This is a genomic window from Nonomuraea sp. NBC_00507 (assembly GCF_036013525.1).
Classification (GTDB): domain Bacteria; phylum Actinomycetota; class Actinomycetes; order Streptosporangiales; family Streptosporangiaceae; genus Nonomuraea.
Genome location: NZ_CP107853.1, coordinates 1191460 through 1216374, shown reverse-complemented (window position 1 = coordinate 1216374; position 24915 = coordinate 1191460). Strand labels below are relative to the sequence as shown.

Annotated in this window: 25 protein-coding genes, 1 tRNA gene and 1 riboswitch; of the genes, 10 read left to right on the top strand and 16 right to left on the bottom strand. The window is 68.3% G+C overall.

Annotated elements, in window-relative coordinates; all coding sequences use genetic code 11:
* Positions 1-5: 5 nt before the first annotated feature.
* Positions 6-251, bottom strand: coding sequence for a cell division protein CrgA (locus OHA25_RS06310; protein ID WP_127938089.1), 246 nt, complete (start codon positions 249-251; stop codon positions 6-8).
* 267 nt (positions 252-518) lie between these two features.
* Here OHA25_RS06310 and OHA25_RS06305 point away from each other — a divergent pair, with 267 nt between their 5' ends.
* Positions 519-1091 carry an anthranilate synthase component II gene (locus OHA25_RS06305; RefSeq protein ID WP_327586649.1) on the top strand — a complete coding sequence of 191 codons (573 nt, stop codon included), beginning with the start codon at positions 519-521 and terminating at the stop codon, positions 1089-1091.
* Between the two features lie 145 nt (positions 1092-1236).
* Here the strand turns inward: OHA25_RS06305 and pknB are convergent, their stop codons facing one another.
* The 7 genes from pknB to OHA25_RS06270 form a co-directional block, all read right to left on the bottom strand.
* The gene (gene pknB, locus OHA25_RS06300; protein ID WP_327586648.1) at positions 1237-3087 is read right to left on the bottom strand and encodes a Stk1 family PASTA domain-containing Ser/Thr kinase; all 1851 of its coding nucleotides are present in this window, start codon (positions 3085-3087) and stop codon (positions 1237-1239) included.
* 83 nt (positions 3088-3170) lie between these two features.
* Positions 3171-4535, bottom strand: coding sequence for a protein kinase domain-containing protein (locus tag OHA25_RS06295; RefSeq protein WP_327586647.1), 1365 nt, complete (start codon positions 4533-4535; stop codon positions 3171-3173).
* Between the two features lie 21 nt (positions 4536-4556).
* A complete protein-coding gene (locus OHA25_RS06290; protein WP_327586646.1) occupies positions 4557-6017 on the bottom strand; it encodes a peptidoglycan D,D-transpeptidase FtsI family protein in 1461 nt (486 codons plus the stop codon).
* Positions 6014-7396, bottom strand: a complete 1383-nt coding sequence (locus tag OHA25_RS06285) for an FtsW/RodA/SpoVE family cell cycle protein (RefSeq protein WP_327586645.1) — start codon at positions 7394-7396, stop codon at positions 6014-6016. The genes OHA25_RS06290 and OHA25_RS06285 overlap by 4 nt, the downstream gene beginning before the upstream one ends.
* A complete protein-coding gene (locus OHA25_RS06280) occupies positions 7397-8689 on the bottom strand; it encodes a Stp1/IreP family PP2C-type Ser/Thr phosphatase (protein WP_327586644.1) in 1293 nt (430 codons plus the stop codon).
* A complete protein-coding gene (locus tag OHA25_RS06275; protein ID WP_305917726.1) occupies positions 8686-9156 on the bottom strand; it encodes an FHA domain-containing protein FhaB/FipA in 471 nt (156 codons plus the stop codon). The genes OHA25_RS06280 and OHA25_RS06275 overlap by 4 nt, the downstream gene beginning before the upstream one ends.
* A gap of 17 nt (positions 9157-9173) precedes the next feature.
* Positions 9174-9914 (bottom strand): FhaA domain-containing protein, encoded by a 741-nt coding sequence (locus tag OHA25_RS06270; RefSeq protein ID WP_127938101.1) that lies wholly within the window; start codon positions 9912-9914, stop codon positions 9174-9176.
* Between the two features lie 201 nt (positions 9915-10115).
* Between OHA25_RS06270 and OHA25_RS06265 the strand changes: the two genes are divergently transcribed.
* Positions 10116-10198 (top strand) — tRNA-Leu (locus OHA25_RS06265).
* Between the two features lie 432 nt (positions 10199-10630).
* Here OHA25_RS06265 and OHA25_RS06260 read toward each other — a convergent pair.
* Together OHA25_RS06260 and OHA25_RS06255 are read right to left on the bottom strand one after the other, a co-directional pair.
* Complete coding sequence (locus tag OHA25_RS06260) at positions 10631-11638, bottom strand: hemolysin family protein (protein ID WP_327586643.1); 1008 nt, start codon at positions 11636-11638, stop codon at positions 10631-10633.
* On the bottom strand, positions 11635-12990 hold the full coding sequence (locus tag OHA25_RS06255; RefSeq protein WP_327586642.1) for a hemolysin family protein: 1356 nt from the start codon (positions 12988-12990) through the stop codon (positions 11635-11637). The genes OHA25_RS06260 and OHA25_RS06255 overlap by 4 nt, the downstream gene beginning before the upstream one ends.
* A gap of 263 nt (positions 12991-13253) precedes the next feature.
* Here OHA25_RS06255 and OHA25_RS06250 point away from each other — a divergent pair, with 263 nt between their 5' ends.
* Positions 13254-14516, top strand: a complete 1263-nt coding sequence (locus OHA25_RS06250; protein WP_327586641.1) for an LCP family protein — start codon at positions 13254-13256, stop codon at positions 14514-14516.
* Positions 14517-14530: 14 nt separating this feature from the next.
* Here OHA25_RS06250 and OHA25_RS06245 read toward each other — a convergent pair whose 3' ends face one another.
* Positions 14531-15181 (bottom strand): GOLPH3/VPS74 family protein, encoded by a 651-nt coding sequence (locus OHA25_RS06245; RefSeq protein WP_327586640.1) that lies wholly within the window; start codon positions 15179-15181, stop codon positions 14531-14533.
* Between the two features lie 23 nt (positions 15182-15204).
* Between OHA25_RS06245 and OHA25_RS06240 the strand changes: the two genes are divergently transcribed.
* Both OHA25_RS06240 and OHA25_RS06235 read left to right on the top strand, forming a co-directional pair.
* A complete protein-coding gene (locus OHA25_RS06240; RefSeq protein WP_327586639.1) occupies positions 15205-15810 on the top strand; it encodes a TenA family protein in 606 nt (201 codons plus the stop codon).
* A 46-nt stretch (positions 15811-15856) separates the two neighbouring features.
* Positions 15857-16735 carry an Fpg/Nei family DNA glycosylase gene (locus OHA25_RS06235; protein ID WP_327586638.1) on the top strand — a complete coding sequence of 293 codons (879 nt, stop codon included), beginning with the start codon at positions 15857-15859 and terminating at the stop codon, positions 16733-16735.
* 268 nt (positions 16736-17003) lie between these two features.
* Here OHA25_RS06235 and OHA25_RS06230 read toward each other — a convergent pair whose 3' ends face one another.
* Positions 17004-18404: an MFS transporter gene (locus OHA25_RS06230; RefSeq protein WP_327586637.1), complete on the bottom strand. Its 1401-nt coding sequence runs from the start codon at positions 18402-18404 to the stop codon at positions 17004-17006.
* A 75-nt stretch (positions 18405-18479) separates the two neighbouring features.
* On the opposite strand from OHA25_RS06230, the gene OHA25_RS06225 reads away from it, so the two are divergent.
* The 3 genes from OHA25_RS06225 (at position 18480) to OHA25_RS06215 (ending at position 20719) form a co-directional block, all read left to right on the top strand.
* Positions 18480-18920, top strand: a complete 441-nt coding sequence (locus tag OHA25_RS06225) for a winged helix-turn-helix transcriptional regulator (protein ID WP_327586636.1) — start codon at positions 18480-18482, stop codon at positions 18918-18920.
* Positions 18917-19240, top strand: coding sequence for a rhodanese-like domain-containing protein (locus tag OHA25_RS06220; RefSeq protein WP_327586635.1), 324 nt, complete (start codon positions 18917-18919; stop codon positions 19238-19240). The genes OHA25_RS06225 and OHA25_RS06220 overlap by 4 nt, the downstream gene beginning before the upstream one ends.
* A gap of 40 nt (positions 19241-19280) precedes the next feature.
* Positions 19281-19394: riboswitch (TPP riboswitch) on the top strand.
* Positions 19385-20719 carry a purine-cytosine permease family protein gene (locus tag OHA25_RS06215; RefSeq protein WP_327586634.1) on the top strand — a complete coding sequence of 445 codons (1335 nt, stop codon included), beginning with the start codon at positions 19385-19387 and terminating at the stop codon, positions 20717-20719. (Overlaps the previous riboswitch by 10 nt.)
* Here OHA25_RS06215 and OHA25_RS06210 read toward each other — a convergent pair.
* Entirely contained in the window at positions 20682-21257 is a 576-nt protein-coding gene (locus tag OHA25_RS06210; protein ID WP_305914050.1) for a methylated-DNA--[protein]-cysteine S-methyltransferase, read from the bottom strand. The genes OHA25_RS06215 and OHA25_RS06210 overlap by 38 nt on opposite strands.
* Positions 21258-21353: 96 nt before the next feature.
* Between OHA25_RS06210 and OHA25_RS06205 the strand changes: the two genes are divergently transcribed.
* Both OHA25_RS06205 and OHA25_RS06200 read left to right on the top strand, forming a co-directional pair.
* Positions 21354-23222 (top strand): sensor histidine kinase, encoded by a 1869-nt coding sequence (locus tag OHA25_RS06205; RefSeq protein ID WP_327586633.1) that lies wholly within the window; start codon positions 21354-21356, stop codon positions 23220-23222.
* 142 nt (positions 23223-23364) lie between these two features.
* Complete coding sequence (locus tag OHA25_RS06200) at positions 23365-23796, top strand: ATP-binding protein (RefSeq protein ID WP_305914052.1); 432 nt, start codon at positions 23365-23367, stop codon at positions 23794-23796.
* Here the strand turns inward: OHA25_RS06200 and OHA25_RS06195 are convergent.
* From OHA25_RS06195 to OHA25_RS06185, 3 genes are all read right to left on the bottom strand, one after another.
* Positions 23780-24421: a YidC/Oxa1 family membrane protein insertase gene (locus tag OHA25_RS06195; RefSeq protein ID WP_327586632.1), complete on the bottom strand. Its 642-nt coding sequence runs from the start codon at positions 24419-24421 to the stop codon at positions 23780-23782. The genes OHA25_RS06200 and OHA25_RS06195 overlap by 17 nt on opposite strands.
* A gap of 77 nt (positions 24422-24498) precedes the next feature.
* Complete coding sequence (locus OHA25_RS06190) at positions 24499-24699, bottom strand: DUF6412 domain-containing protein (protein WP_327586631.1); 201 nt, start codon at positions 24697-24699, stop codon at positions 24499-24501.
* Complete coding sequence (locus OHA25_RS06185; RefSeq protein ID WP_327586630.1) at positions 24696-24869, bottom strand: hypothetical protein; 174 nt, start codon at positions 24867-24869, stop codon at positions 24696-24698. Before OHA25_RS06185 ends, OHA25_RS06190 begins: the two co-directional genes overlap by 4 nt.
* Positions 24870-24915: the final 46 nt, after the last annotated feature.

The window sequence follows — 24915 nt, the reverse complement described above, 5'->3', positions numbered from 1 at the left end:
AAGAACTACCTCCAGCGTGTGGAAAGAACCACACCGAAGATGATGAAAACAAACCCGATCAGCAGGTTCCAGTTCTGGAGGTCGCCGATGAAGGGTGTCTGCGGCGCGACGTAATACACCGCGATCCAGAGGATGCCGATGATCCACGCGACGACCATCGTGGGCGCCAGCCAGCGGGGGCTGACCTTGACCTGCTGAGACCTCTGCGGCGGGGTGTAGACCGCCTTCTTGCGAGCCTTGGACTTGGGCACTGGGTAACTCCTGCTGAGGGCCTGGGGCATCCGGATCGTCCGCAGGCTCTCCGATTAGCCTAATTGAAGTGGGGTCCAGAATAGTCGCCAAGCGCATGTCGTGGCGATCCCTGGTCGCCGCGGATGCCCGAAGAGCCTGATCGAAGACGGACTGGCAGGCTAGCGCTGCTCCAAGTGTGCTGGTCGCGGTGGCGGTCGCCGTAGTCTGGAATGTCATCCTTCCGCAACTGAGTCCTTGGTGACGCTCGACGAGGTGACCATAAGGAAATGAGCCGCGTGCTGGTCGTGGACAACCACGACAGCTTCGTCCACACGATCGTCCAATACCTGCGTGCGTTGGGCGCGGACTGTGACGTGCGGCCGCGCGACCACGTACGCGTGGGCGACGCCGACGGCTTCGACGGCGTGCTCATCAGCCCGGGACCCGGTACGCCCGAGGCGGCCGGCGTCAGCGTGTCCCTGGTCCGCCACGCGGCCGCGCGCGAGCAGCCGCTGCTCGGCGTCTGCCTGGGCCACCAGGCCATCGCCATCGCCTTCGGCGGCACGGTGTCCCGCGCGCCCGAGCTCTTTCACGGCCAGACCAGCGACATCCTCCACGACGGCAAGGGCGTGTTCGAGACGCTGCCCTCGCCGGTGCGGATGACCCGCTATCACTCGCTCGCCGTGTTGCCCGAGACCGTGCCTGAGGTGCTCGACGTGACCGCGCGGACCGCGGACGGCGTCATCATGGGCCTGCGCCACCGCCGGGCGCCCCTTGAGGGCATCCAGTTCCACCCCGAGTCGATCTTGTCTGAACACGGCCACACATTGCTCGAGAATTGGCTGCGCGGAACCGTGTAACAAACGCCGCGCGTACGGCGACTAACTAGTGAGCGTCCCCGCCGTTGCCCCCGAGCGGCGGGGGCGTTTTTTCGTCTCACGAGCAAACGGAGGGCCGCCCGTCCACGATGGGACGGGCGGCCCTTTCCGCTTGGACGAGGAGACCTCAGCCGCCGAGGGGGTCGTCGTCGATCGGGTTGTCAGACGGCGGGTCCTCAGGGAAGTCCGTCTGGTCGTCGGTGGGCTGTTCAGTGGGGAACGGGTCGGTGGGCTGCTCCGTCGGCTGCTGGTCGGGACCCGTGGACACCACGATGGTCACCGTAGTGTTCGCCGGCAGCTTGGTGCCCTCGCCCGGGTTTTGCTGGACGACCGTGCCCTCGGGCTGGTCACTCGGCTGCGGGACGACCTTGGCCTTGAACCCGGCCGCCTTCAGCTGCGCGGTGGCGTCCTCCACGGTGAGCCCGACGAGGCTGGGGACCTCGCCCAGCTCCTTGGGAACCCACAGGGTGACCGTGCCGTCCTCTTCGATCGACTCGCCGGACTTGGGCTTGGTGGCGACGACCGTGCCCTGCGGCTTGGAGGAGACCCTGGTCTGGACCGTGGCCTTCAGGCCGGCCTTGTCCAGGGCCGCGATGGCCTCCGCCTGCGACATGCCGATGAGGCCGTCAGGCACCTTGACCTTCTTCGGGCCCGTGGACACGTAGAGCTTGACGGTCGAGTCCTTCGGTGCCTTGGTGCCCTCAGGGGGATCCGTCTTGATGACGGTGTCCTTGTCGATCTCGGAGCTGGGCTCCTTCACCACCTCGACCTTGAACCCCAGGCTGGTGAGCTGGCTCTCGGCGTATTTCTGATCCTGCGAGACGAGGGACGGGATCGCGACAGTCGTCTGCGCCGGCGTGTTGCCGGTGCCGAAGATCAGGTAGCCGGCCGTGACGAAGCCGCCGATGATCAGCAGGGGGATGATGATCCACAACGCGGTCTTGACTCCGTTGCCGCCACCGCCGGAGGCCCTGCGCCGCCCGCCACGGCCGCCGCCGCCCTCACCATCGCCGTAGTCGTATGGCGGGATGGCGCTGGTGCGCTGCGTGGCCGGGCCGGTGGCGGCCTGCGTGGCCGTCATCATGCGCGTGCCCTGGCCGTAGTTGCCCGTCATCGCCATCGTCTGGGCGTCGGTCGGCATGCCGGACATCGCCCGCTGGATGTCGGCCCGCATGTCGGCCGCGCTCTGGTAACGCTGGGCCGGGTCCTTGGCCATGGCCTTGAGCACGATCGCGTCGGCCCACGGCGGGATGTCGCGGTCGATCTGCGACGGCGGGATCGGCTCCTCGCGGACGTGCTGGTAGGCGATCGCGACCGGCGAGTCGCCGGTGAACGGCGGCTGCCCGGTCAGCAGCTCATAAAGCAGGCAGCCCGTGGAGTAAATGTCGCTCCGCGCGTCGACCCGTTCGCCCCGCGCCTGCTCGGGCGACAGGTATTGCGCGGTGCCGATCACCTGAGCCGTCTGCGTCATCGTGGCCGCGGAGTCGGCCATCGCGCGCGCGATGCCGAAGTCCATCACCTTGACGTCGCCCGCCCGCGTGATCATCACGTTGGCCGGCTTGATGTCGCGGTGCACGATGCCGCCGCGGTGGCTGTAGTCCAGTGCCCGCAGGATGCCGTCGACCAGCTCGACCGCCCGCTCGGGCATCAGTCGCCGGTCCTGGCGCAGCAGGTCGCGCAGCGTCCTGCCGTCGACGTATTCCATCACGATGTAGGGCACCGGGGCGCCGTCGGTGACGTCCTCGCCGGTGTCGTAGACCGCGACGACGGCCGGGTGGTTCAGTGAGGCCGCCGACTGCGCCTCACGGCGGAACCTGGCCTGGAAGGTGTGGTCACGCGCCAGATCGGAGCGGAGGGTCTTGATCGCGACTATGCGGTCCAGCCGGATGTCTCGGGCGCGATAGACCTCGGCCATGCCGCCGCGCCCGACGACACCGTCGAGCTCGTAACGACCTCCGAGTAGCCGAGGCTGAGTCATTTCCTGCACTGTCCCTTACCGTTCATCTTGGGTGCCGGCCTGCTCGGGGGGCCGCCGGTGTCCATCATCGACCCCCTGGCGCGTCACGTCTCCTCCTTGGGCGGGTTCGTCTCACCCGGGTCTGGCGAAGCGGTCGGTGTCGAAGTCGTCGGTGTCCTGGTAGGCGTTGGAGTGGGGGTGGGTGTCGGGGTCCGGGTCGTCGGTGTCGGTTTCGGTGTCGGCTTCTTCGTAGGAGTTGCCGACTTGCTTACCGTAGCCGACCGTGAGGGTATAGGCCTCGGCGACTTGACCGGAACCACCGCAGGGCGTCGGGTACGTGTTTTGGTCTTGCTCGGGCGTGGCAGCTCAGGCGTCGACACCGTCGACTCTGTGGGATCCGCCACGTCGGGCGGCGTCTCCACCGGCGACCGGCCGGCGAGGGAGAAGGCGCTGAGCCCCACGGCGGCCACGCATCCGGCGGTGGCCACGGCGGCCAGCGTCCTCGCGCCCTTGCGCCGCTTGCCCTGCCCGCCCGGCCGCTGCTCCTCCATGGCCATCGCCGGGGTGAGATCGTCGGTGTCCCGCTCGTCCTCGGGCGACGGCTCGCGCACCTCGAAGCCGGACGGGTCGGTGAACATGCTCAGGTCGGCGCCCTGTTCGCCACCGACCAGCGACTCGCGCAGCACGTATGCCCGGTCGGTCACTTCCAGCGCCGTGGCCGGGCGCTGCGCCGGGTCCTTGGCCAGCAGCGCCAGGACCAGCTCGCGCACCGGCGCCGGCACGTCCACGCCGAGCGGCGGGGGCGGCTCGTTGAGGTGCATCAGCGCGATCGCTACCTGGGTGTCCCCGCGGAACGGCGTGCGGCCCGACAGGCTCTCGTACGCCACGATGCCCAGCGAGTAGAGGTCGGTCGCGGGCGTGAGCGGCAAGCCCTGCGCCTGCTCAGGGCTGACGTATTGGGCGGTGCCCAGCACGGTGCCGGTCTGCGTCACCGGCGCCGCCTCCAGGGCCCGCGCGATGCCGAAGTCCGTCACCTTGATGACGCCCTCGGGAGTGACCAGGAGGTTGCCGGGCTTGATGTCGCGGTGGATGATCCCGGCGGAATGCGCCGCGTGCAGTGCCTTGGCGGTCTGGTGCATCACGTCCAGTGCCACTTCGGCCCCGAGGGCGCCGTTGCGGGCCAGGATGGCCGACAGCGGCTCTCCGTGGACCAGCTCCATCACCAGGTAGGCGAGGTCGCTCTGCTCGCCGTAGTCGAAGACCTGCGCGATCCCGGGGTCGGCCAGGGCCGCCGTGAGCCTGGCCTCGTTGCGGAAGCGCTCACGGAAGGTGGGGTCGGCATAGATGTGGCTGTGCAGGATCTTGACCGCCACCTCGCGCCCGAGGAGCTCGTCACGGGCGCGCCACACCTCGCCCATACCGCCCGTGGCGATGCGGGAGACCAGGAGGTAGCGGTTACGGAGCCGCATGGTCCAGCAGGGTACCGTCACTCACTTGTTCAGCACCGCCTCCAGCACGGCTTTTGCGATCGGCGCGGCCGTGTGGCCGCCTGTCGCCTCCGCGCCGACGTTCGCGGCGCCGGACTCGACGATCACCGCCAGCGCCACCTTCGGGTCCTCCGCGGGCGCGAAGGAGATGAACCAGGCGTGCGGCGGCTGGCCGTCGGCCGTCTCCGCGGTGCCCGTCTTACCCGCTACTTGGACGCCTGGCACCTGCGCCAGGTTGGCCGTGCCGTTGTTGACGACGCTCACCATCATCTGGCGCAGCTTGCCCGCCGTCTCGGTGCTGACCGCCTCCGACAGCTCCTCGGGCTTGGCCTCGTCGACCGTGTCGCCCTTGGCGTCGGTGATCTTGTTGACCAGGTACGGCTTCATCACCGCGCCCTCGTTGGCGATGCCAGCGGCGATCATGGCCATCTGCAGCGGGGTCATCCGGTTGCTGCGCTGTCCGATCGAGGCCATCGCCACGGCCGCCTGATCCTCCTTGGGGCCGAAATCGCTGTCGGCCACCGACATCGGCACGGCGATCTGCGTGCCCATCCCGAACTTCTCCGTCTGCTCATTCATTTTGTCGTAGCCCAGCTCCATGCCCATCTTGCCGAAGGGTGTGTTGCAGGACTTCTCCAGCGCGTACGTCAGCGTGACCGAGCCGGAGCCGCAGGCCGCGCCGCCGTAGTTGGGCAGACTGATGTTGGTGTTGGGCAGCGGCAGCCGCTGTGGCGCATCCACAGTGGTGTCCGGGCCGCGCCCGGAGTCGTCCTCCAGGTACGCCGCCATCGTCACCACCTTGAACGTCGACCCCGGCGGGTACGTCTGGCCGATGGTGCGGTTGAGCAGCGGCTGGCTCTTCTCCTTGGCCAGCACGTCGTAGCGCGTGAAGACCTTGCCCTTGTCGGTGCCCGACAGCTCGGTGGGATCGTAGGTCGGCAGCGAGACCATCGCCAGGATCGCGCCGGTCTTCGGGTCGAGCGCGATCACGGCGCCGCGCTTGCCGCTGCTGCGGAGCGCGTCGTAGGCCGCCTTCTGCGCCTTGGGGTTGATCGTGACCTCGACGTTGGCGCCCTTGGTCGGCTCGCCGGTGAACAGGTCGATGCTCCGCCGCAGCAGCAGGTCCGCGCTGGAGCCGTCGAGCAGGTCGTTCTCGGACCTCTCGATCGCGCTCTCGCTCTCGGGCGAGAAGAAGCCGGTGACGTGCGCGTAGAGCCTGGCGTCCGGGTATTCCCTGGCGAACTTGAACTTCTTGCTCTCGGTCTCGACGGACTGCGCGATCACCTTGCCGCCCGCGACGATGCGTCCCCGCTCGATGGCGTACCGCGCGTAGTAGTTGCGGGTGTTGCGGGAGTCGCCGCTCAGCTCTTCCGCGCGAACCGCCTGCAGGATGTTCACATTGATCATCAGGAGCGCGAACATGACCAGGCAGGCCACGGCCGCGCGCTTCAGGGTCTTGTTCATCGCTGGAACACCTGCGTCAGTCCTTCGTTCTGGATCGCCTGAGGCGGGGGCTTTCGCGCCGAATCCGACATTCTTACCAAAAGCGCGATAAGGATCCAGTTAGCCAGCAACGCCGAGCCACCCTGGGACATGAACGGGGTGACCAGGCCGGTCAGGGGGATGAGGTTCGTCACCCCGCCGACGATGATGAACACCTGCCAGGCCAGGATGAACGACAGGCCGCCCGCCAGCAGCTTCGAGAACGGCTCGCGGGCCGCCAGCGAGGTGCGCAGACCCCGCTCGACCAGCAGCGCGTAGAGCATGATCAGCGCCATCAGGCCGGTCAGGCCCAGCTCTTCGCCGATCGCGGCGAAGATGAAGTCAGAGAACGACAGCGGGATCAGGTCGGGATTGCCCTGCCCGAGCCCGGTGCCCAGGATGCCGCCCGCGCCGAGCCCGAAGAGGCTCTGCATGATCTGGTAGCTGCCGCCGATCTCCCGGTTGTAGAACTCGTCGGAGCTCGGGTTGAGCCAGATCTGGAAGCGGTCGCCGACGTGGTCGAAGGCCATGCCCGCCAGGAAGGCGCCGCCCGCGAAGAGCAGCACGCCGATCAGCACCCACGACGTGCGCTGCGTGGCGATGTAGAGCATCGCGATGAACGTGCCGAACAGCAGCAGCGACGTGCCCAGGTCCTTCTCGAAGACCAGGACGAGCAGGCTGAGCGCCCAGGTGACGAGGACGGGGCCGAGGTCCCTGGCCCGCGGCAGGTCGATGAAGAGCAGCCGCCGCCCGGCCAGCGCCAGCACGTCCCGTTTGGCCACGAGGTAACCGGCGAAGAAGACCACCAGCGCCAGCTTGGCGAACTCGCCCGGCTGGATGGAGAATCCGCCGATGCGGATCCAGATCTTGGCGCCCTGCACCTCGCTGAGTGAGGCGGGCAAGATCGCGGGGATGGCGAGGAGGACCAGGCCGACGGCGCCGGCGGTGTAGGTGAGGCGCTGGAGCATCCGATGATCGCGGATCACCAGCAGCGTGGCCGTGAACATGACGACGCCGACCGCCGTCCACATGATCTGGTTGGCGGCGGACGCGCCGGGCATCTTCGCGGACTCGAGCCGGTAGATCATCACCAGGCCGAGACCGTTGATCACGGTGACCAGCGGCAGGATCAGCGGATCGGCCCACGGGGCGAACTTGGCCAGCACGATGTAGGCGACCGCCATCAGGCCGCCCAGACCCAGGCCGTACGTCAGCATGCCCGCCGGGATCCGGCCGTCGATCGCCAGGCCGACGTTGGCGTAGGCGCCCATGACGATGCCCACCGCGAGCGCCAGCATGACCAGCTGGGCCACGCGGCGCTTGGCCGGCATCGGGATGGGGGCTTCGGCGACTTCGCTCATTTACTGCTGTTTCGTCTTGGTCGCGGTGGCGGATGGCGTGGGCGACGCACTCGTGGTCGCCGTCGTATCGCTCGGCTGATCTCCGGAGAACTTCAACGCGTTGATTTTCGCCACGCCTTCGTCGACGGACAGGACGGGGATGCCGCTCCTGACCAGCGCTTGGTCAGCCTCGGACAGCTGGGAGAGCTGCCGTCCCGTGGGCTTGGAGACGCTGAAGAGCTGGAATCCGACCACCTCCTTCTGGATCCCCTTGAACACGACCACCTCGCCGTCCCTAGCACCGACGAAGAACTGGTCCTGGGTCCACTGGTATCCAAAATAGCCACCGGCGCCGACGGCGGCGATGGCTATGCAGAGCACGGTGACCAGCACGGGCCACACACGACGACGCTTGCCCGACCGCCGGGACGCCTGCGCGACCGGCTCGTCGAAGTCGTCGTCGGCGATCGCCGGCTGGGGTGCGGTCACCGCACTAGGTCGCCCCGGCGAGGTGTCCTGCGGATTCCCGCGCAGCCGGTTCATGCCCGCGGCGCCCACAACGGCCACCTCGGCAGGCACCTGCTGCCCATCGGTGATCTCCAGGACGTCGGCCAGGACGCACGTGATGTTGTCCGGCCCGCCTCCCCTGTTCGCCAGGTCGATGAGCTGGCGGACGACCTCTTCCGGATCGTCGATGTTGGTGAGCGTGGCGTGCAGCGTCTCCGCGCTCACCACACCGGACAGCCCGTCCGAGCACAGCAGGTAACGGTCACCTACCTGCGCCTCCCGGAGCGTGAGATCGGGATCGACCTCGCCGCTGCCGTCGAGAGCGCGCAGCAGGATCGAGCGCTGCGGATGCGTGGCGGCCTCTTCCGGCGTGATGCGCCCGTCGTCGACGAGCTGCTGCACCAGTGTGTGGTCATGGGTGATCTGGTAGAGCTCCCCGCGCCTGAGCAGGTAGGCGCGCGAGTCGCCGACGTGCACGAGGGCGACCTGGGTGCCGTGCCACAACATGGCCGTGAGAGTCGTGCCCATGCCTTTGAGGCTGGGATCCCGCCCCACCATTTCATGCAGCTTGCGGTTGGCGTCGCGTACCGCTGCCTCGATGGCGTTGAGCAGGTCACCCCCCTGTTGGGCCTCTTCGAGAGAGGCCATGGCGGCGATGGCGACTGAGCTGGCCACCTCGCCGTGTGCGTGCCCGCCCATGCCGTCGGCGACGGCAAGCAGGCGGCCGCTAGCGTACGCCGAGTCCTCGTTTCCTTCGCGGAGGAGGCCGACGTCCGAGCGGGCGGCGTAGCGGAGTGCGATGGTCATTTGCGCAATTCAATGACTGTTTTGCCGACGCGGATCGGAACACCGAGCGGCACCGGGGTCGGGCGGGTGACTTTCGAGCGGTCGAGATAGGTCCCGTTGGTCGACCCGAGGTCTTCCACGATCCACTGACCGTCCTGAGGAAAGAGCCGGGCATGCCGGCTGGAAGCGTAGTCGTCAGTGACTACCAGCGTGGCGTCGTTCGCCCGGCCAATGGTGATGGGCGTCTCCGTGAGAGTGATGGTGGTGCCTTGCAGCGGGCCACCGGTGACGATGAGCTGGCGTGGCTCGCCCTTCTTGCTTTTGGGCTTCGCCACGGCCTTGGCGGGTTTGGCGGACTTGCGTGGACCCGCGGGAGCCGTGCGTGAACCGAACAAGTCAGTCCGGATCACGCCGACTGCGGCAATGACGAAGAACCACAGCACCGCCAGGAAGGCGAGCCGGATCAGCAGCAGCGTGAGCTCGGACATGGACCGTTTGTCTACCTCTAATCGCGCCGGAACACCAGAGTCGTGCGCCCCAGGGTCACTCGCGTGCCGTTCTGGAGCTCGATCCTGCGTACCGGCTGGCCGTTGACGAAAGTGCCGTTCGTCGATCCCAAGTCGACGAGAACCACATTCTGGCCCTCGACGCGCAACTCCGCGTGATGCCGCGAAACGCCGGGATCGACTAGACGAAGATCGCAGTCGGTGCCCCTGCCGAGCAAGGTCACCGGAGTGGTGAGCTCGTAGGAGCGGTCCCCCTGCGGGTCGTCCTGGGTGGAGACGAGCAGCCTGGGCCGCCCGTTGAACGCGTGCGGCCGGGATGGAGGCAGGTCGCTCGCCGGCTGGCGAATCTCGTCCTGCTCCACCGTCGCGCCGCGGATGACGCCGGACCTGATGCGGAACAAACCCACAGCCAGGTCGGCGGCGGTCTCGAAGCGAACCCGGACCGGTCCCACGAAAGAGTAGCCCTGCTCCTTGGCGTACTCCCTGGCGAGGTTGGCCAGCTCGTGACTGATGCTGTCGGCGTAGACCTCAAGCCGCTCGCTGTCGGTCGTGGACAGCTCGACCACGAAATCGTTGGGCACGAGCGTGCGACCTTGAGCGACGATCGCCGCACGCTCATCCATCTCCCGCTGAACCGCGCTGGCGACCTCGACCGGCTGAAGGTCAGATTTGAACGCCCGCGCAAAGGCCCCCTCAACCAAGCCTTCGAGCCTTCGCTCGAAGCGCTGAAGGACTCCCACCGGGTACCTCCCTTCCTCCGTGCATATGATCGCGTTCCCCAGACGCGTACGGCGCCCGGTTTCCGCTAGTCCCACGTCGCGGCGTTTCCCGGCGCCCGTCGGCTGTCGCGCCCAGCTCCTCCGCTCCCGTGTCTTATGCGATCGTATCCGGGTTCAGTACCAGTGGCTGTTCCGTGCTACTGTTTCTCCGCACCCAAAAAAGGGCGGGTGGCGGAACGGCAGACGCGCACGGTTCAGGTCCGTGTGTCCGAAAGGACGTGAGGGTTCAAATCCCTCCTCGCCCACTCGGTGACTGGGGACTCTTGGTCGGAAGCATTCGCTTCCTCCCGCGGGTCCCCTCGTCGTGTTTACCCGGGGGATAACCCCCGGACCCCCAGCGTCTTCTGGGGGGCATGGCCCCCCAGACCCCCCGTCCCTGGGGGCTGTGCCCCCAGACCCCCATCTTCTCGGGTTCCCGTCTTCTTGGGCTGTTGCCCTCAGAGCCCCATCTTCTCTTCTCGGGCTGTTGCCCTCAGGCCTTCGTCTTCTGGGGGCTTTGCCCCCAGATCCCCTTTGTTTGCTGTGGTTGTTCGTCGTTGGGTGCGGTCCCACCCTGACGAAGTCGTCGGCGGATCGCAAGGGTTGTGGGGGCTCTTTTTCTGGGGGTGGGGCGCCCTTGGAGCGTGGGTCAGGGTGGTTGCAAGGTGCTTTCGGGGCGCTTGCCAATGTGTTTTACGTCACAGCCTGGTATCCAGCAGCTCGCCCAGTAGGTCGGTGAGGCTCACCATTCCGATGACTGATCCTGATTGGTTCGTTACCAGGGCCAGGTGGGATCTTGCCTCTTGTAGGGCTGTTACCGCTTCTGGGACCTGGGTTACGCATGGCAGGTGGGGGAGGGTGTGTGTTAGGTCGCCTGCTTTGTCTCTTGGGTTGAGGAGGGCGTCTCTTGCGTGGAGGGCGCCTTCCACTGAGGTGGGGGTGCCTACCAGGAGTCTCAGGTGGCCGCTTTCTGTTGCGGCTGATCTGATCTGGGCCGCTGTTGCTGTTGGCGGGACCATGACCGCCTGGGTTATGGGGACCATGAGGCGTTCTATGCCTTCTGCCTGGAGGCGGAGGGCTCTGGTCAGGAGGTCGTGTTCGTCTCTGTCCAGGAGGCCCATGCGGCCTGACTCGCCTACCAGCATGGCCAGTTGTCGCGGTGTGCGCGTCGTCGCCAGTTCGTTTTTCGGTTGTACGCCGAAGAGGCGGAGGATGGCGTTGGTCAGGGCGTTCAGGGTCGTGAGCAGGGGGCGCATCACGTGGGTGAAGGCGCGGAACGGCAGGGTCAGGAGGAGAGCCGCGCGTTCCGGGTGTGTCAGGGCCCAGGATTTGGGGGCCATTTCGCCGATCACCATGTGGAGGAACGTCACCAGCGCCAGGGCGATGGTGAGGGATATGGGGAGGCGGAGGGACTCCGGGAGTCCCACGGCGGCGAAGACCGGCTCCAGCGCGTGTTCCAGTGCCGGTTCCGAGACCAGGCCCAGGCCCAAGGTGCACAGGGTGATGCCCAGCTGGGCGCCGGCCAGCATGAGAGACAGTTGCCTTCCACCGGATACGGCGGATTTGGCGGCGAATCTCACCACGCGGTTGCTGCCTGTGGCCATCTCCTCCAGGCGGTGGCGTCTGGCGGAGACGAAGGCGAATTCGGCGGCGACGAACAGCGCGTTGAAGGCCAGGAGGGCGAGGCTGATGAGGAGCATCGTCATCGGGTCGCCTCCGCGGGCGCGTGCTTTGCGTGGACCAGGCGGACCCATTCGGGGACGCGTCGGTTCAGGGACATGACCGTCACGTGCGCCACGTGGTTGTTGTCGGTCTCTGCGAACGGGTCGTCGGTGGGGTGGTTGATCGGGACCGTCAGCTCGTCCCCGGGGTCTGGCAGGCGGCCCAGTTGGGCCAGGACCAGGCCGGCGAGGGTGTCGTAGTCGTCGCTCTCCGGGAGGGAGATGCCGGTGGCGCGCTCTACCTCGTCCAGCCTCAGCCAGCCTGGCACCTCCCAGACGCCGGGCCCGCGCTCCACGGCGCCCGCCGGCTCGGGGTCGTTCTCGTCCAGCAGCTCGCCGACCAGCTCCTCGGCCAGGTCCTCGATGGTGATCACACCGGCCAGGCCGCCGTACTCGTCGATGACCAGGGCGATGTCGTCCCTGGCCGTGCGCAGTTTGTCCAGTACGGCCGGCAGGGGGAGGGAATCTGGGACCAGGAGAGCCGGGCGGGTGATGGTTTTGATGTCGCCTTCGTTCATGTGTGATGCGAGGAGCTCGCGGACGCCCGTCACTCCGAGCACGTCGCCGTCGGCGCCGAGCACCGGGTAGCGGGAGTGGCCGCGCCGGCGCATGACCTCGAGCAGGTCGGAGATCGGCTGCGTGTCGCGGAGCACGACGACTCGAGGGCGGGGGACCATGATCTCTTCCGCTGTGCGGTCGCCGAACTCCAGGGCTCGTTCGAGAAGCTCTGACAGTGTCGGAGGGAGCTCTCCGGCTTTGGTCGACTCCTCGATGATGCGGGACAGCTCCTCCGGGGTCGCGCCGTGCTCCACCTCCTCCACGGGCTCGACGCCGACGCGCCTGAGCAGGCCCGTGGCGGCCGAGTCGAACAGGCGCACCAACGGGCCGACCACGGCCAGGTAGCCCAGGGTCGCGCTCGCCAGGGACTTGGCCACCGGCTCGGGGCGGGCGATGCCCAGGTTCTTCGGCGCCAGCTCGCCCAGGACCATCTGTACCACCGTGGCCACGAACACGCCGGCGGCCACGGAGATGCCGGAGATCATGGTGGTGGACAGTCCGGTGTTCTCGAGCCAGGGGCGGACGATCACGGAGATCGCCGGTTCGGCCAGGAAGCCGACCAGCAGGGCCGTTACCGTGATGCCCAGCTGGGCGCCGGAGAGCATGAAGGACAGCCGCGAGGTCACCTGGAGTGCCTTCTCGGCGGACTTGTCGCCCGCCGCGGCCTGCTCACGGAGAATGCCGCGGTCCGCGGCGACGTACGCGAACTCCTGAGCGACGAAGAAACCCGTTGCCGCGGTCAGGAGGAACAGGGCCAGGAGCCCGAAATAGGCGCTCACCGCAGTGAGCTTTCAGAAGAACCCGTGCCAGAGCACGGGCAAAGACTCCACGGGTCCGGAGCGGACACGATCATCCCTTCGATAGAGGTCGTCACCAACGTAACGACACAAGTGGCGACTATGTTTCCACGGTCACTGTGCGTGACGGCTTCTGGCGGATCCGCTGGTTCTCGGTAGTTTTCCCTAGACAAAGGTTGGGCGAGGGTCTGCACTTGCCGGGGGTTCGACGTACCGTCTATGACAAGCGAAGGGAAGAGGGCGAAGTGACTGAGGACGACCGGACGAGGGCCATGCGCTCGCCAGGCGACGGCCGCCCGCTGCCTCTGAGGCCCGCTGACGGCCTGCGCTCCGGCGGTGCGCCCGCCTACCAGGTGCCGTCCGGCGGGGCGGGAGCGCCCACGCACAAGCTCCCTGTCGCTTCCCAGAATCCTGAGGCGCCGGCTCCGCCCAAGGCCGGCTCGCGGGTCTATGGGAGGGCGCGGTCGGGCAGCAGTCCGGTCAAGCCGCTGCGGTCCAGGCGGGACGGAGCTGGGCCGTCGGAGATGGCCCCCAGAGGGCCCCGCAAGCGGCCGTCGGGTAAGACGGTTCTGAAGATCGTTGCCGGGCTGCTGGTGGTGTTGCTGGTGGCGGCCGTGGGTATGTTCTTCTGGATCGACTCCCGGTTGGCCGGGATCGACGCGGTGCTCGACGACTACGAGGGCCGTCCGGCCGACACCCCGGGCACCAACTGGCTGCTGGTGGGCTCCGACAGCCGCAAGGGTCTGTCGGCGGCCGAGCGTAAGAAGCTCCGCACCGGGCGTGCCGTGGGGCAGCGTACGGACTCGATGATGTTGCTGCACATCCCCGAGGGCAGCGACAAGCCGACGCTGGTCAGCCTGCCCCGCGACTCGGCGGTCACCATCCCGGGCAAGGGGCGCGACAAGCTCAACTCCGCCTACTCGCTAGGTGGGCCGAAGCTGCTGGCGCGCACGGTGGAGACGGTCACGGGGATCCATGTCGACCACTACATGGAGATCGGTTTCGCCGGATTCGTGGACATCGTCGACGCCGTCGGCGGCGTCGAGATCAACGTCCGGGCCGACGTGGACGACCCCAAAGCGGGGCTGAAACTGAAGAAGGGCACGCAGGTGCTCACTGGCGCCCAGGCCCTGGGGTACGTCCGCACCCGGAAGGGCGGCGCGCTGCCCGACTTCGAGCGGACCAAGCGGCAGCGGCAGTTCCTCGGCGCGGTCGTGAAGAAGGCGGCCAGCCCGGGAGTGCTGATCAACCCGTTCACCTCCATCCCGCTGGCCATGAGCGCCACGGACGCGGTCCAGGTCGACGGCGGCACCGGGGCGTTCGACATGCTCTCGCTCGGGCTGGCCATGGGTGACAGCCCGGTGACGACTGTGGTGCCGTTCGGTGGGGAGGAGCCCGTCCCGAGCGGGGGCACGGCGGTCAAGTGGGACCGGACGAAGGCCCTGGCGCTCTTCGACGCGCTGAAGAACGACAAGCCGGTCCCGAAGACCGTTGTCGACGCCGGCTGATTCCCGGGCCGGGGCTAGCCCGAGGAGCCGGCTGTGGCGGTTGTGGCGGCGGTGATCGCCGCCATGGCCGCCGCGTTGATGGAGGCGATGGTCTTGGCGACCGCGTCGCCCGCCCAGGCGCCCTCCGCGATCTCCTTGACGCGGGCCTTGCTCGTTCCCGGGAACGCCTTGCGATCCAGCTTGGCCGCGTGCATGATCGCGATCAGGACGGCGGTGCGGGCGTCGGGGTCCGCGCCCGCGAGCACGGCGGAGATCCGTTCACGGACGTTCGCCTCCACTCCCGGCTGCGCCTCCAGCCAGCGGGTGATCGGAAACAGGCCCAGGACCTTGCCCCGTTCCTCGGTCAGCACGCCTGCCGAGGCCAGCTTGGTGAGCAGGCGCGTGCGTAGCTTGGCCGAGTGCAGGCGCTGCACCCACCACTGCGGTGTGCGGTCCTTGCGTTCGGCGGCGATGCGGGTGAGCGTGGCGTCCAGTTCGTCGTCGCCGACCGGGGCCGGGTCCTTGAGCGTGAGCTTCTTGTTCGACAGCTCCACGCGGTCCGCCACGGCGAGCTCGGCCAGGATGGCGCCGGCCAGCGCCGGGTCGAGCTGCGTGGAGTTGATGAGCGGCTTGCCGTCTTCTTTGTAAGCCAACAGGAGGAGTTCCTCGGCGATCGTCACCGTCATGGTTCGACACTAATCTCCCAGCCATGACTATGTCGGAGACGTTGCATGCCGTCGGTCGTCCGCTGCTCCAGGCGCAGCTGGAGCATCCCACCGTGGCCGGGATCGCGCGGGGCGACCTGGCCGAGCCGGTGTTCAGGTCGTGGCTGGAGCAGGACTACCTGTTCCTGCTCGACTACGTGCGGGTGTTCTCCCGGCTGGCCTGGCAGGCGCCCGACGCGCATCTGGGCGACCTGGTGGATCTGGCGCACACGACGTACCACGACGAGCTGAGCTTGCATCGGTCGTTGTCGGCGGAGTTCGGGGCCGATCTGGACGGGGCGGTGAAGGGGCTGGCGTGTGCGGCGTATACGGCGTTCCTGCTGGATTCGGCGGCGTCGTACGGGGAGGGGCTGGCGGCGCTCTATCCGTGTATGTGGGGGTATTCGAGCCTCGGGCGGATCCTGGCGGAGAATCCGCCGGCCGAGCCGCGGTACCGGGCGTGGGTGGACACGTACGCGGATCCGGAGTTCGCGGCGTTGACGGTGCGGATCGCGCAGATGATCGACGAGGCCGACCCCGATCCGGCGCGGGCGGAGGTGCTGTTCAGGGAAGGGATGGCACACGAGCTGGCCTTCTGGGACGTTCCGTAGTTTCCACAGGCTGTGGACGGCCGGGTGTGCGCCGTACCCTGGTGGCATGCCGGAACTTCCCGAAGTGGAGTCTCTGGCCCACTTCTTGCGCGACCGGGCGGTGGGCCGCACCATCCTGGGTGTCGACGTGGTCGCCATCCAGGCGCTCAAGACGTTCGATCCGCCGGTCACCGCGCTCGGCGGGCTGACCGTGACCGGCGTGGCCAGGCACGGCAAGTTCCTCGACCTCGACTGCGACGGGCTGCATCTGGTCATCCACCTCGCCCGCGCGGGATGGCTGCGCTGGCGCGAGGATTTGTCCGGGGCGAAGCCGGTCCGTCCTGGGAAGGGGCCGCTCGCGGTGCGGCTGCGGCTGGCGCCCGATGACGAGGGCTTGGCGCCCGGGTTCGAGCTCACCGAGGCGGGGACGCAGAAGCGCCTTGCCGTCTATGTCACGAAAAATCCGGACGATGTCCCCGGCATCGCCGCCCTCGGCCCCGATCCCCTGGACGAGTCCTTCACCGTGGAGGCGCTCAAGCGGATCGTGGGCGGCAGCCGCACCCAGATCAAAGGGCTGCTGCGCGATCAGAAGGTCATCGCGGGCATCGGGAACGCCTACTCCGACGAGGTGCTGCACGCGGCCAAGATGTCCCCGTTCAAGATCGCGGCGACCTTGACGGACGCCCAGATCGCCGATCTGCACGAGGCCATCGTGACCACGCTGAGGGAGGCGGTGGAGCGGGCGCACGGGCTGGCGGCCAAGGACCTCAAGGCGGAGAAGAAGTCCGGGCTTCGGGTGCACAACCGGGCGGGGCAGCCGTGTGACGTGTGCGGTGACACGATCCGCGAGGTGTCGTTCGCCGACTCCGCGCTCCAGTACTGCCCCACCTGCCAGACCGGCGGCAAGCCCCTCGCCGACCGGAGGCTTTCCCGTCTTCTTAAATAACCCCCTTTTCTTTTACGGTCGCCCAGCGTCACCGCACGCGCCGACTTCCGTTTCCGTCTGTCATGGCCGGTCGTGAAGGCTCACGGGTTGCTCGCCGTGACGGAGCGCATGCTTGGCCGGCTTTCGTGGTTCGGGGCTGGGCCGCCGTGTCCGTTGCGCCGGTCTCCGCCGCACCCCGTCCCGCCGACCCGGCGCCCATGCCGCCTCCGCCTGTCCATGCGGCTCGGCCCGCCTGACGTTGCGTCGATGGCGCTCGGCCGAGGGTGGGTCAGGCCTTGACCGGGACGCGGTCCCTTGTCCGTGTGCGGGTGCGGAGGCCGATGGTGGCGATGATGGCGGCCAGCAGGGTTGCGGTCACCGGGGCGAGGAGGGCTGTGCGGAGGGCGGTCAGGGATGCTTGGGGGGTGGGGTCGGTGCCGAGAGCCGCGACGTTGATCGCGGTGACCGCCGACAGGCCCAGGGCCGCGCCGAACTGGAACGAGGAGTTGATGAGGCCGCCGGCCAGGCCCTGCTCGTGCTCGGCGATGCCGTCCGTGGCCACGATCGTGAGCGGGCCGTACACGAAGGCGAACATCAGGCCGATGAGCAGCATCGACGGCAGCATGGCCGCGTACGTCCAGTCCAGACCGACGCCGAGGAACAACGCGTACGCCAGCAGGCCCGACAGCAGGCCGCCCAGCACGACCTTCGCGTTGCCGTACCGGTTGACCAGCCACGGGGTGAGCGTGGGGGCCAGCACCACGTCGGTGGCGGCCGCCAGCAGGGCCAGGCCCGTCTGGATGGTGGACCAGCCGCGCAACTCCTGCAGGTAGAGCGTGATCAGGAACTGGAAGCCGAAGAACGAGGCCGTGAGCAGGGCGGCCATCAGGTTGGCCCGCACCAGGGAGCCTGACCTGAGGATGCCGAGTCGCACCAGCGGGCCGTCGGAGCGGCGCTCGACGGCGGCGAACGCCGCGAGCAGGGCCAGGCCGCCGGCGAAGGCCGCGACGGTCAGCGGCCAGCCGTCGGCTGGCTGCTCCAGGCGTACGACGCCGTAGACCAACAGCATCATCGCACCCGTGATGGTGGCGGCGCCCGCCAGGTCGAACCCCGTGGCCGGAGGGCGTTCGGCGGCGGGCTCCTTGATCAGGGGGATCGCGATGGCCAGGATCACCGCCGACATCAGCACCGGCGCGAAGAAGACCCAGCGCCAGCCGAAGGCCGTGAGCAGGCCGCCGATCACCAGGCCGAGCGCGAAGCCGCCTGCGGCTGTCCCCGCGTAGATGAGCAGGGCACGGTTGCGCAGCCGGCCCTCGGGAAACGTCGTGGTGATCAGGGAGAGGCCGGCCGGGGTCATGAAGGCGGCGGCCACACCCGTGACGAAGCGGGCGATCAGCAGCACCCAGCCCTCGTCCGCGAAGCCCCCGAGGCCGGAGAACACCAGGAACACTCCGAGCCAGAGCAGGAACATGCGGCGGCGGCCCAGCAGGTCGGCCGCGCGGCCGCCGAGCAGCATGAAACCGCCGTAGCCGAGCACGTACGCGCTCACGACCCCGCTCAGCATGCCCGTGGACAACCCCAGGTCGGCCCGGATGGACGGGAGGGCGACGTTCAGCATGGCCACGTCGATGCCCTCGAGGAAGATGGCGCCGCACAAGACGGCGAGGACGCCCCAGGAACGGGCAGGCATGACAAACCCCCGGTTATGAATAGGCAGTCGGTTCTCTCTTGTAACCGTCCACATCTTGGGCCAGCATGAAATGTCATGGAAGACGGCACTTTCAGATCACTCAGTTACTGCGACAGCACCGTGGACGACGACGACGACTACGACGTGCGGCAGTGGGACACCCGCGAGGACTGCGAGGTCCGCCAGATACTCGACCGCATCGCGGACAAGTGGTCGCTGCTCGTCATCGCGTTGCTCGACTGCCAGAGCCTGCGCTTCTCCCAGCTGCGCCGCGAGATCGACGGCGTCAGCCAGCGCATGCTCAGCGTGACCCTGCGTCACCTCGAGCGTGACGGGCTGGTGTCCCGTAAGGTCCACCCGGTGGTGCCGCCCAGGGTGGACTATGCGCTGACGCCGCTCGGGCGGACCCTGCACCAGACGATCAAATCCCTGGTCACGTGGACTGAGGAGCATCAGGCGGAGATCGCGTCGGCGCGTGCGGAGTACGACGCGAGGCAAGAGATGATGGAGGCATGACCGTTCCTGAGATCGAGGCCAGTGCCCTTCCCGATGACGCCTACCTGCTTGACGTGCGTGAGCAGGAGGAGTGGGTGGCCGGCCACGCCCCTGACGCCGCGCACATCCCCATGACCCAGATCCAGCAGCGGGTCGACGAGGTGCCGGCAGACCGGACGGTCTACGTCGTCTGCCGGGTGGGCGGACGGTCGCTGCAGGTCGCGGCCTGGCTCAACCAGCTCGGGCGGGAGGCGGTCAACGTCGGCGGCGGCATGCAGTCGTGGGAGGCCGCGCGCCGCCCGATGGTGAGCGAGACCGGACAGCAACCTTTCGTGGCCTAACGCGCAGTTCGCCCTTTATGGCATCATGAGGGCGCTAACTTCAGATTGTCGCGGGAGCTCGGGGTGCCGGGCTGAGAGGGCAGCTATTCATCCGCTGCCGACCGCCTGAACCTGTCCGGGTAATGCCGGCGTAGGGAGTGTGCGATGACGCATGTCGCCGACGAAGTTCCGCTGACCCTCCAGGGAACGCCCCCGAAAACGCTCGGCGTCCTCGATCAAGGCGCGCTCTGGGCGAACCTCGGCGTCAGTCTCCTGGGCTTCTCGGGCGCCCTCTACCTGCTCGACCCCCTCGGCAACGCACCGCTCAGCCTGATCGCCGCGCTCACCGCCACCGTGGTGGGCAGCCTGATCGGCACGTCTATGGTGGGCCTGGCCGCCATCCCCGGCACCCAGACGGGGCAACCCTCGATGGTGCTGCTCCGCGGGCTCTTCGGGGCCAAGGCGTCCTACGTGCCCACGGTGCTGAACATCGTCCAGATGCTCGGCTGGGGCGCGTTCGAGCTCTGGGTGATCGCCAAGGCTGCCAGCGCGATCTTCAGCGGCGTCCCGTACCAGGTGTGGGTGATCGCGGCCGGGGTGCTGACCACGGCGCTCACGATCTGGCCGCTCGGGGCGGTCCGCCTGATTCGGCGGTACGTCACCATCGGCGTGATCGTGTCCATGATCTGGTTCACCTGGTACCTCGTGTCCGAGGCGCCGGCGCACACAGGCGGCGGCTGGACCGCCTTCCCCGCGGCCGTGGACTACGTGATCGCGCTCTCGGTGTCCTGGGTGCCCATGGCCGCCGACTTCGCCAGGCACTCCAGGTCCAGCAAGGCCGCGTTCACCGGCGTGGTGGGCGGCTACACGCTGGCCCAGGTCGCCTGCCTGGGGCTGGGCGTGTACGCGGTGGCCATCGCGGGCGCGGACGCGGTGCTCGCGGACGGCACGGCGGTGTTCGGACCATTCGTGGCCGCGCCGCTGGGCGCGTTGTTTTTCGCGATCCTGGTGCTGCGTGAGACCGACCAGTCTTTCGCCAACGTCTACTCCACCACCGTGTCGCTGCAGAACCTGATGCCGCGCGTGGACCGCAGGGTGTTCTCCACCAGCATCGGCGTGCTCACCATCGCGATCGCGCTGGTCGTGGACGTCACCTCGTACGGTGCCTTCCTCGGCGTGATCGGCGCGGTGTTCGTGCCGATGTTCGCGGTGCTCGCCGTCGACTACTTCGTGCTGGGTGGCGCGGACCGCTGGAACACCGACGAGAACGCGCCCTCGCGCTGGACGATGCTGGTGCCGTGGGCGCTCGGTTTCGTCGCCTACTGGCTGACGACCTCGACTCCCACTGTGCCGGCGTGGGACGGCTTCTGGGCGTCGGCCCGTGAGGTGATCGGCTTCACCCGGCAGCCCTGGATGAACGGCGCGCTCGGCGGGGCCTTGGTGGCCGCGCTGGTGGCGCTGGTCATCGGCCTGCTGCTGCGGCGCGCTGCTCGACGTTGAGCAGGTGCTGCTTGGCGGCCGGGCCGCCCGCGTAGTCGCCGAGGGCGCCGTCCTCGCGCACCACCCGGTGACACGGCACGATCACGCAGACGGGGTTGGAGGCCAGCGCGTTGCCGATGGCCCGCAACGCGCGCGGCCGGCCGATGCTCGCGCCGATCTCCTCCAGCGTCGTGGTCGTGCCGTACGGCACCGCCATGGTCTTCTGCAGCACCGTGCGCGCGAAGGAAGTGGCCAGCGCCAGGTCCACGGGCGTGGCGAAGGCACGCAGGCGGCCGGAGAAGTAGGCGTCCAGCTCCCTGCGCACCGGGTCGAGCCGGCGCGGGTCCGGGCCGATGAACCTGCCCACATGCTTGGTGACCAGCTCGAAGACGGCGTTTTCCGGCTCGAAGGAACACGCGGCGATGCCTTTGCCGGTCACCGCCAGCACCATACGGCCCAGCGCGCCGTCGTAGGTGCCGAAGGCGATGTCCGGCGGCGTCTCGCCCCGATAGGTGGTGGAGGTCACACGTAGCAGGGCATCCAGATCGCCGCTCGTCATGCCTCCACCCTTCCCCGCGACTGAGAAATCGCCGTGACCGCAGCGTATCGGACGGATCGCCCGACGCACCCAGCTCGCCACGGGCACTATGGAGGTGTGGGGGACCAATGGGCCGGTAGTGACGATGAGATCGCTCGCGCGGTGCTCGCCAGCTCACCCAACGCCGTCGTGGCGCTCGACAGGGACCAGAGTGTGCTGGTCTGGAACGAGGCCGCCGAGCGGCTCTTCGGGTGGACGGCCGAGGAGATGCTCGGGCGCAGGGCGCCGATCGTGCCCGCGGAGCTGACCGCCGAGCTCAACGCCGTGCTCGAACGCGTGCGCACCGGGGGCCAGGTGTCGCTCCGCACCAAACGCCTGCACAGCGACGGCAGCGTGCTGGACCTGCGGGTCGACATCAGCGCGTTGCGACTGGGCAGCGCCGTGGCCGGCTACGTGTGTGTGCACCACCTGGCCAGGACCGACGAGGTCGCCAAGAACCGGATGGCGCGCCGGGCCAGGCTCGTGCGCAAGCTGACCGACGTGGTCGGCGACATCAACTCCGAGCTGGAGCTGCCGGCCGTGCTGGACCGGATCTCGGCCAGCCTCACTGAGCTGACCGGGGCGGACGCGGGCGGGTTCGTGCTGATCGAGGGGGAGCGGCTGCGGCTGGTCAGCACGTACCAGCTGCCGGAGTCGATCAGGGGGACCACCTCCGACCTGCGGACGAGCCTGGTGGACCGGCTCTTAAGAACCGGCAAGACCGTCCTGCTGCAGTCGAACGAGCTCGACGACCTGGTGTGGGCGAAGCTGAACGGGCTGCACACGATCGCGCTGGGCCTGGCCGCCGTCGGCGGGCGGCCGTACGGCGCGCTCTACGCGCTGTTCGCCCGGCGCACGCCGGGGCATCTCGAACTGGAGCTGCTGGAGCTCCTGGCCGGGCACGCCGGCATCGCCGTCGGCAACGCGGTCGCCTACCAGGAGGCGGTCCGGCAGCGGGCGCACGAGCAGGCGGTGTTCGACGCCAGCGCCGACGGGATCGCCGTGCTGGATCAGGCCGGGCGCGTGGTGCGGTGGAACCCGGCCGCCGCCGAGATCACCGCCTTCCCCGCCGACGCCGTCATCGGCGGGCCGCCGCCGTTCCCGCTGCCCGAGGCGGGGGAGAAGCTCACGTTCCAGATGGAGAGCGGGCGCTGGCTGGACGTGGTGAGCGCGCGGGTCGAGGAGACCGGCGAGGTCGTCGTCGACTTCCGCGACGTGACCACGGCCAAGGAACTCGAGGAGGCCAAAGACCTGTTCCTGGCCACGACCAGCCACGAACTGCGCACACCGATCACGATCGTGCGGGGGTTCGCGAGCACGCTGGACTCGCGCTGGGACAAGATGAGCGACCCCGAGCGCCGCTCGGCCGTGCACACGATCGCCGAGCGGGCCAGGTCCCTGGGGCAGCTCATGGACCACCTGCTGCTCGGCGCACGGGCGGGCGCGGACGAGCTGAAGGTACGGATCGAGACGTTCGACCTGGCCGAGCGCATCCACGCGGCCACCCTGGGCCTGCCGGCGTTGTCGGACAAGCACCGGGTGGAGGTCGTGCTCCCCGACAAGCTGCCTGACGTGCTCGGCGACGCGCTGGCCACGGACATCGTCCTCGGGCAGCTGCTGGAGAACGCGTTCAAGTACTCGCCGAAGGGCGGGCTGATCAGCGTCGAGGCCTGGCTGGAGGACCAGAACGTCGTCGTGGTGGTCGACGACGAGGGCGTCGGCATCGCCCCGCCGGACCGCGAGCGGATCTTCGAGAGGTTCGTCCAGGTGGACAGTGGCGACCGGAGAAGGTTTGGTGGAGTGGGGCTGGGTCTCTACATCGTCCGCAGCCTCGCCCGAGCACAGGGAGGCGACGTGAGCGCTCATCCGCGACCCGGAGGTGGCACCAGGATGCGGCTCGTCCTGCGGTGCCCGTCCCCTATCGGATCCGACACACCGATGCGGTAACGAGGTGGTCACGGTTCCGCTGACCTATCGTCCAATGTGTACAAGCTGTGATCGAGATGCGGTTTCTGGGATCGAGTAACGGGGCATTTCGGTCGTACCGGGGAGTGTTCCCGCGGGGGGCACAGGGAACGGGGAGGTGGGTGTGTCAAGCGTGGTGCTACTGCCGTACGCGCCGTCCAGCGTTGCCGTCGCCCGCCAGCGTCTGAGCACTGACCTGCAGGAAAGCGGGGTCTTTTCCACGGCGATCGACGATGCCGTGCTCGTGGTGAGCGAGTTGCTGAGCAACGCGCTGCGGCACGCGCATCCGCTGCCGTCGGGCATGGTGAGGGTGGCCTGGCTGCGTAGCGACGATCACATCGAGGTTGCGGTCAGCGACGGGGGCGCGGCGACCGAGCCGCGGGCCGGCCGCCCGACCCTGTCCTCGCTAGGGGGCCGGGGGCTCGGCATCGTGGAATACGTGGCTGAGAGCTGGGGAGTGCGTCACGACGGGGACACCACGACGGTGTGGGCCATCCTGCCCGCCCCCAAGGGATCGATGAACGGGCAGGTCGCAGCACTCAAAGAGGCCGGCTAGCCAGCACGGCCCGCTCTCCGGTCGCCCATGCCGTGGACACCAGCAAGTAGAGCCCGGCCGCCAGCGGGAGCACGAGCGCGGCCAGCACGGAGCCGTACGGCAGCAGCCGCATGATCCTCCGCATCACCTCAGGCTGTTCCTCGGAAACCTTGATCTGCCGTGCGGACAGCCACGCCACCGCTGTGACCAGTGCAATGACCAGAACGAAGACCAAAACCGGTGCACTGACCAGACCGTAATTGGCGACCAGTCCGGCCACTTGGTGCCCCAGAGGCGCCCCGAACAGGTCGTGACCGGCCAGCGCGGTCGGATGCGTGGCCACCCGGTACATCAGCCATATGAACGGCAGCTGCGCCAGCATCGGCAGGAACCCGGCGAACGGCGAGCTGCCTTCCTTGGCGTAGAGCGCGCGTGTCTCCTTGGCCAGCCGCTCCGGATTCCGCCCGAAGCGTTTCTGCAGTTCGCGAAGCTTGGGCGCGAGCCGCTCGCGGATCTTCACCGTACGGGCCTGGCGGACATTGAGCGGCAGCAGCAGGAGCCGCACGGTCACCGTGAACAAAACGATCGCGAGCGCGGCATTGCCCCCGGACATGCCGATGATGAACGTGACAAGAGAATCGATCATGAGCCCTTCCATCAACAGGAGGTGAGAGAGGGCTCACGTGCCGGCGAGCCCCGCTGACGAGTGGTAGCGGGGCATGCCTAAGGGGCTCGTGGACGCGGGCGACCGGCCGCGTCGGGGTCGCGCTGGCGCTGGAACGCAATACGGCGCGCGTAACTCAGCGGAAAGCTCGGCGGCTCCCCGCTGAGGACGGGCAGCAACGTGGCCGCCCACGTGGCCAGCAGCAGGATCGCCACCATGGTGATCCCGACCAGCCACGGATCAAGCAGGAAAAGCGTCAATGTGACCGGGAGGACTTGCCGACGACGGTGACCGCGATGAAGAAGACCAGGGCGACTACGCCGATGATCAGCGCGATCTTCACCAGGAAGGCCAGCATCGGCAGCAAGAAGTTGAACAGCACGAAGAGACCTAGCAGGGTCCCTATGACGAGCATCACGACTTTACCCATGGAGCCACCGTACGTCCTCCGAGCATGATCCGCGAGGCTTACAGAG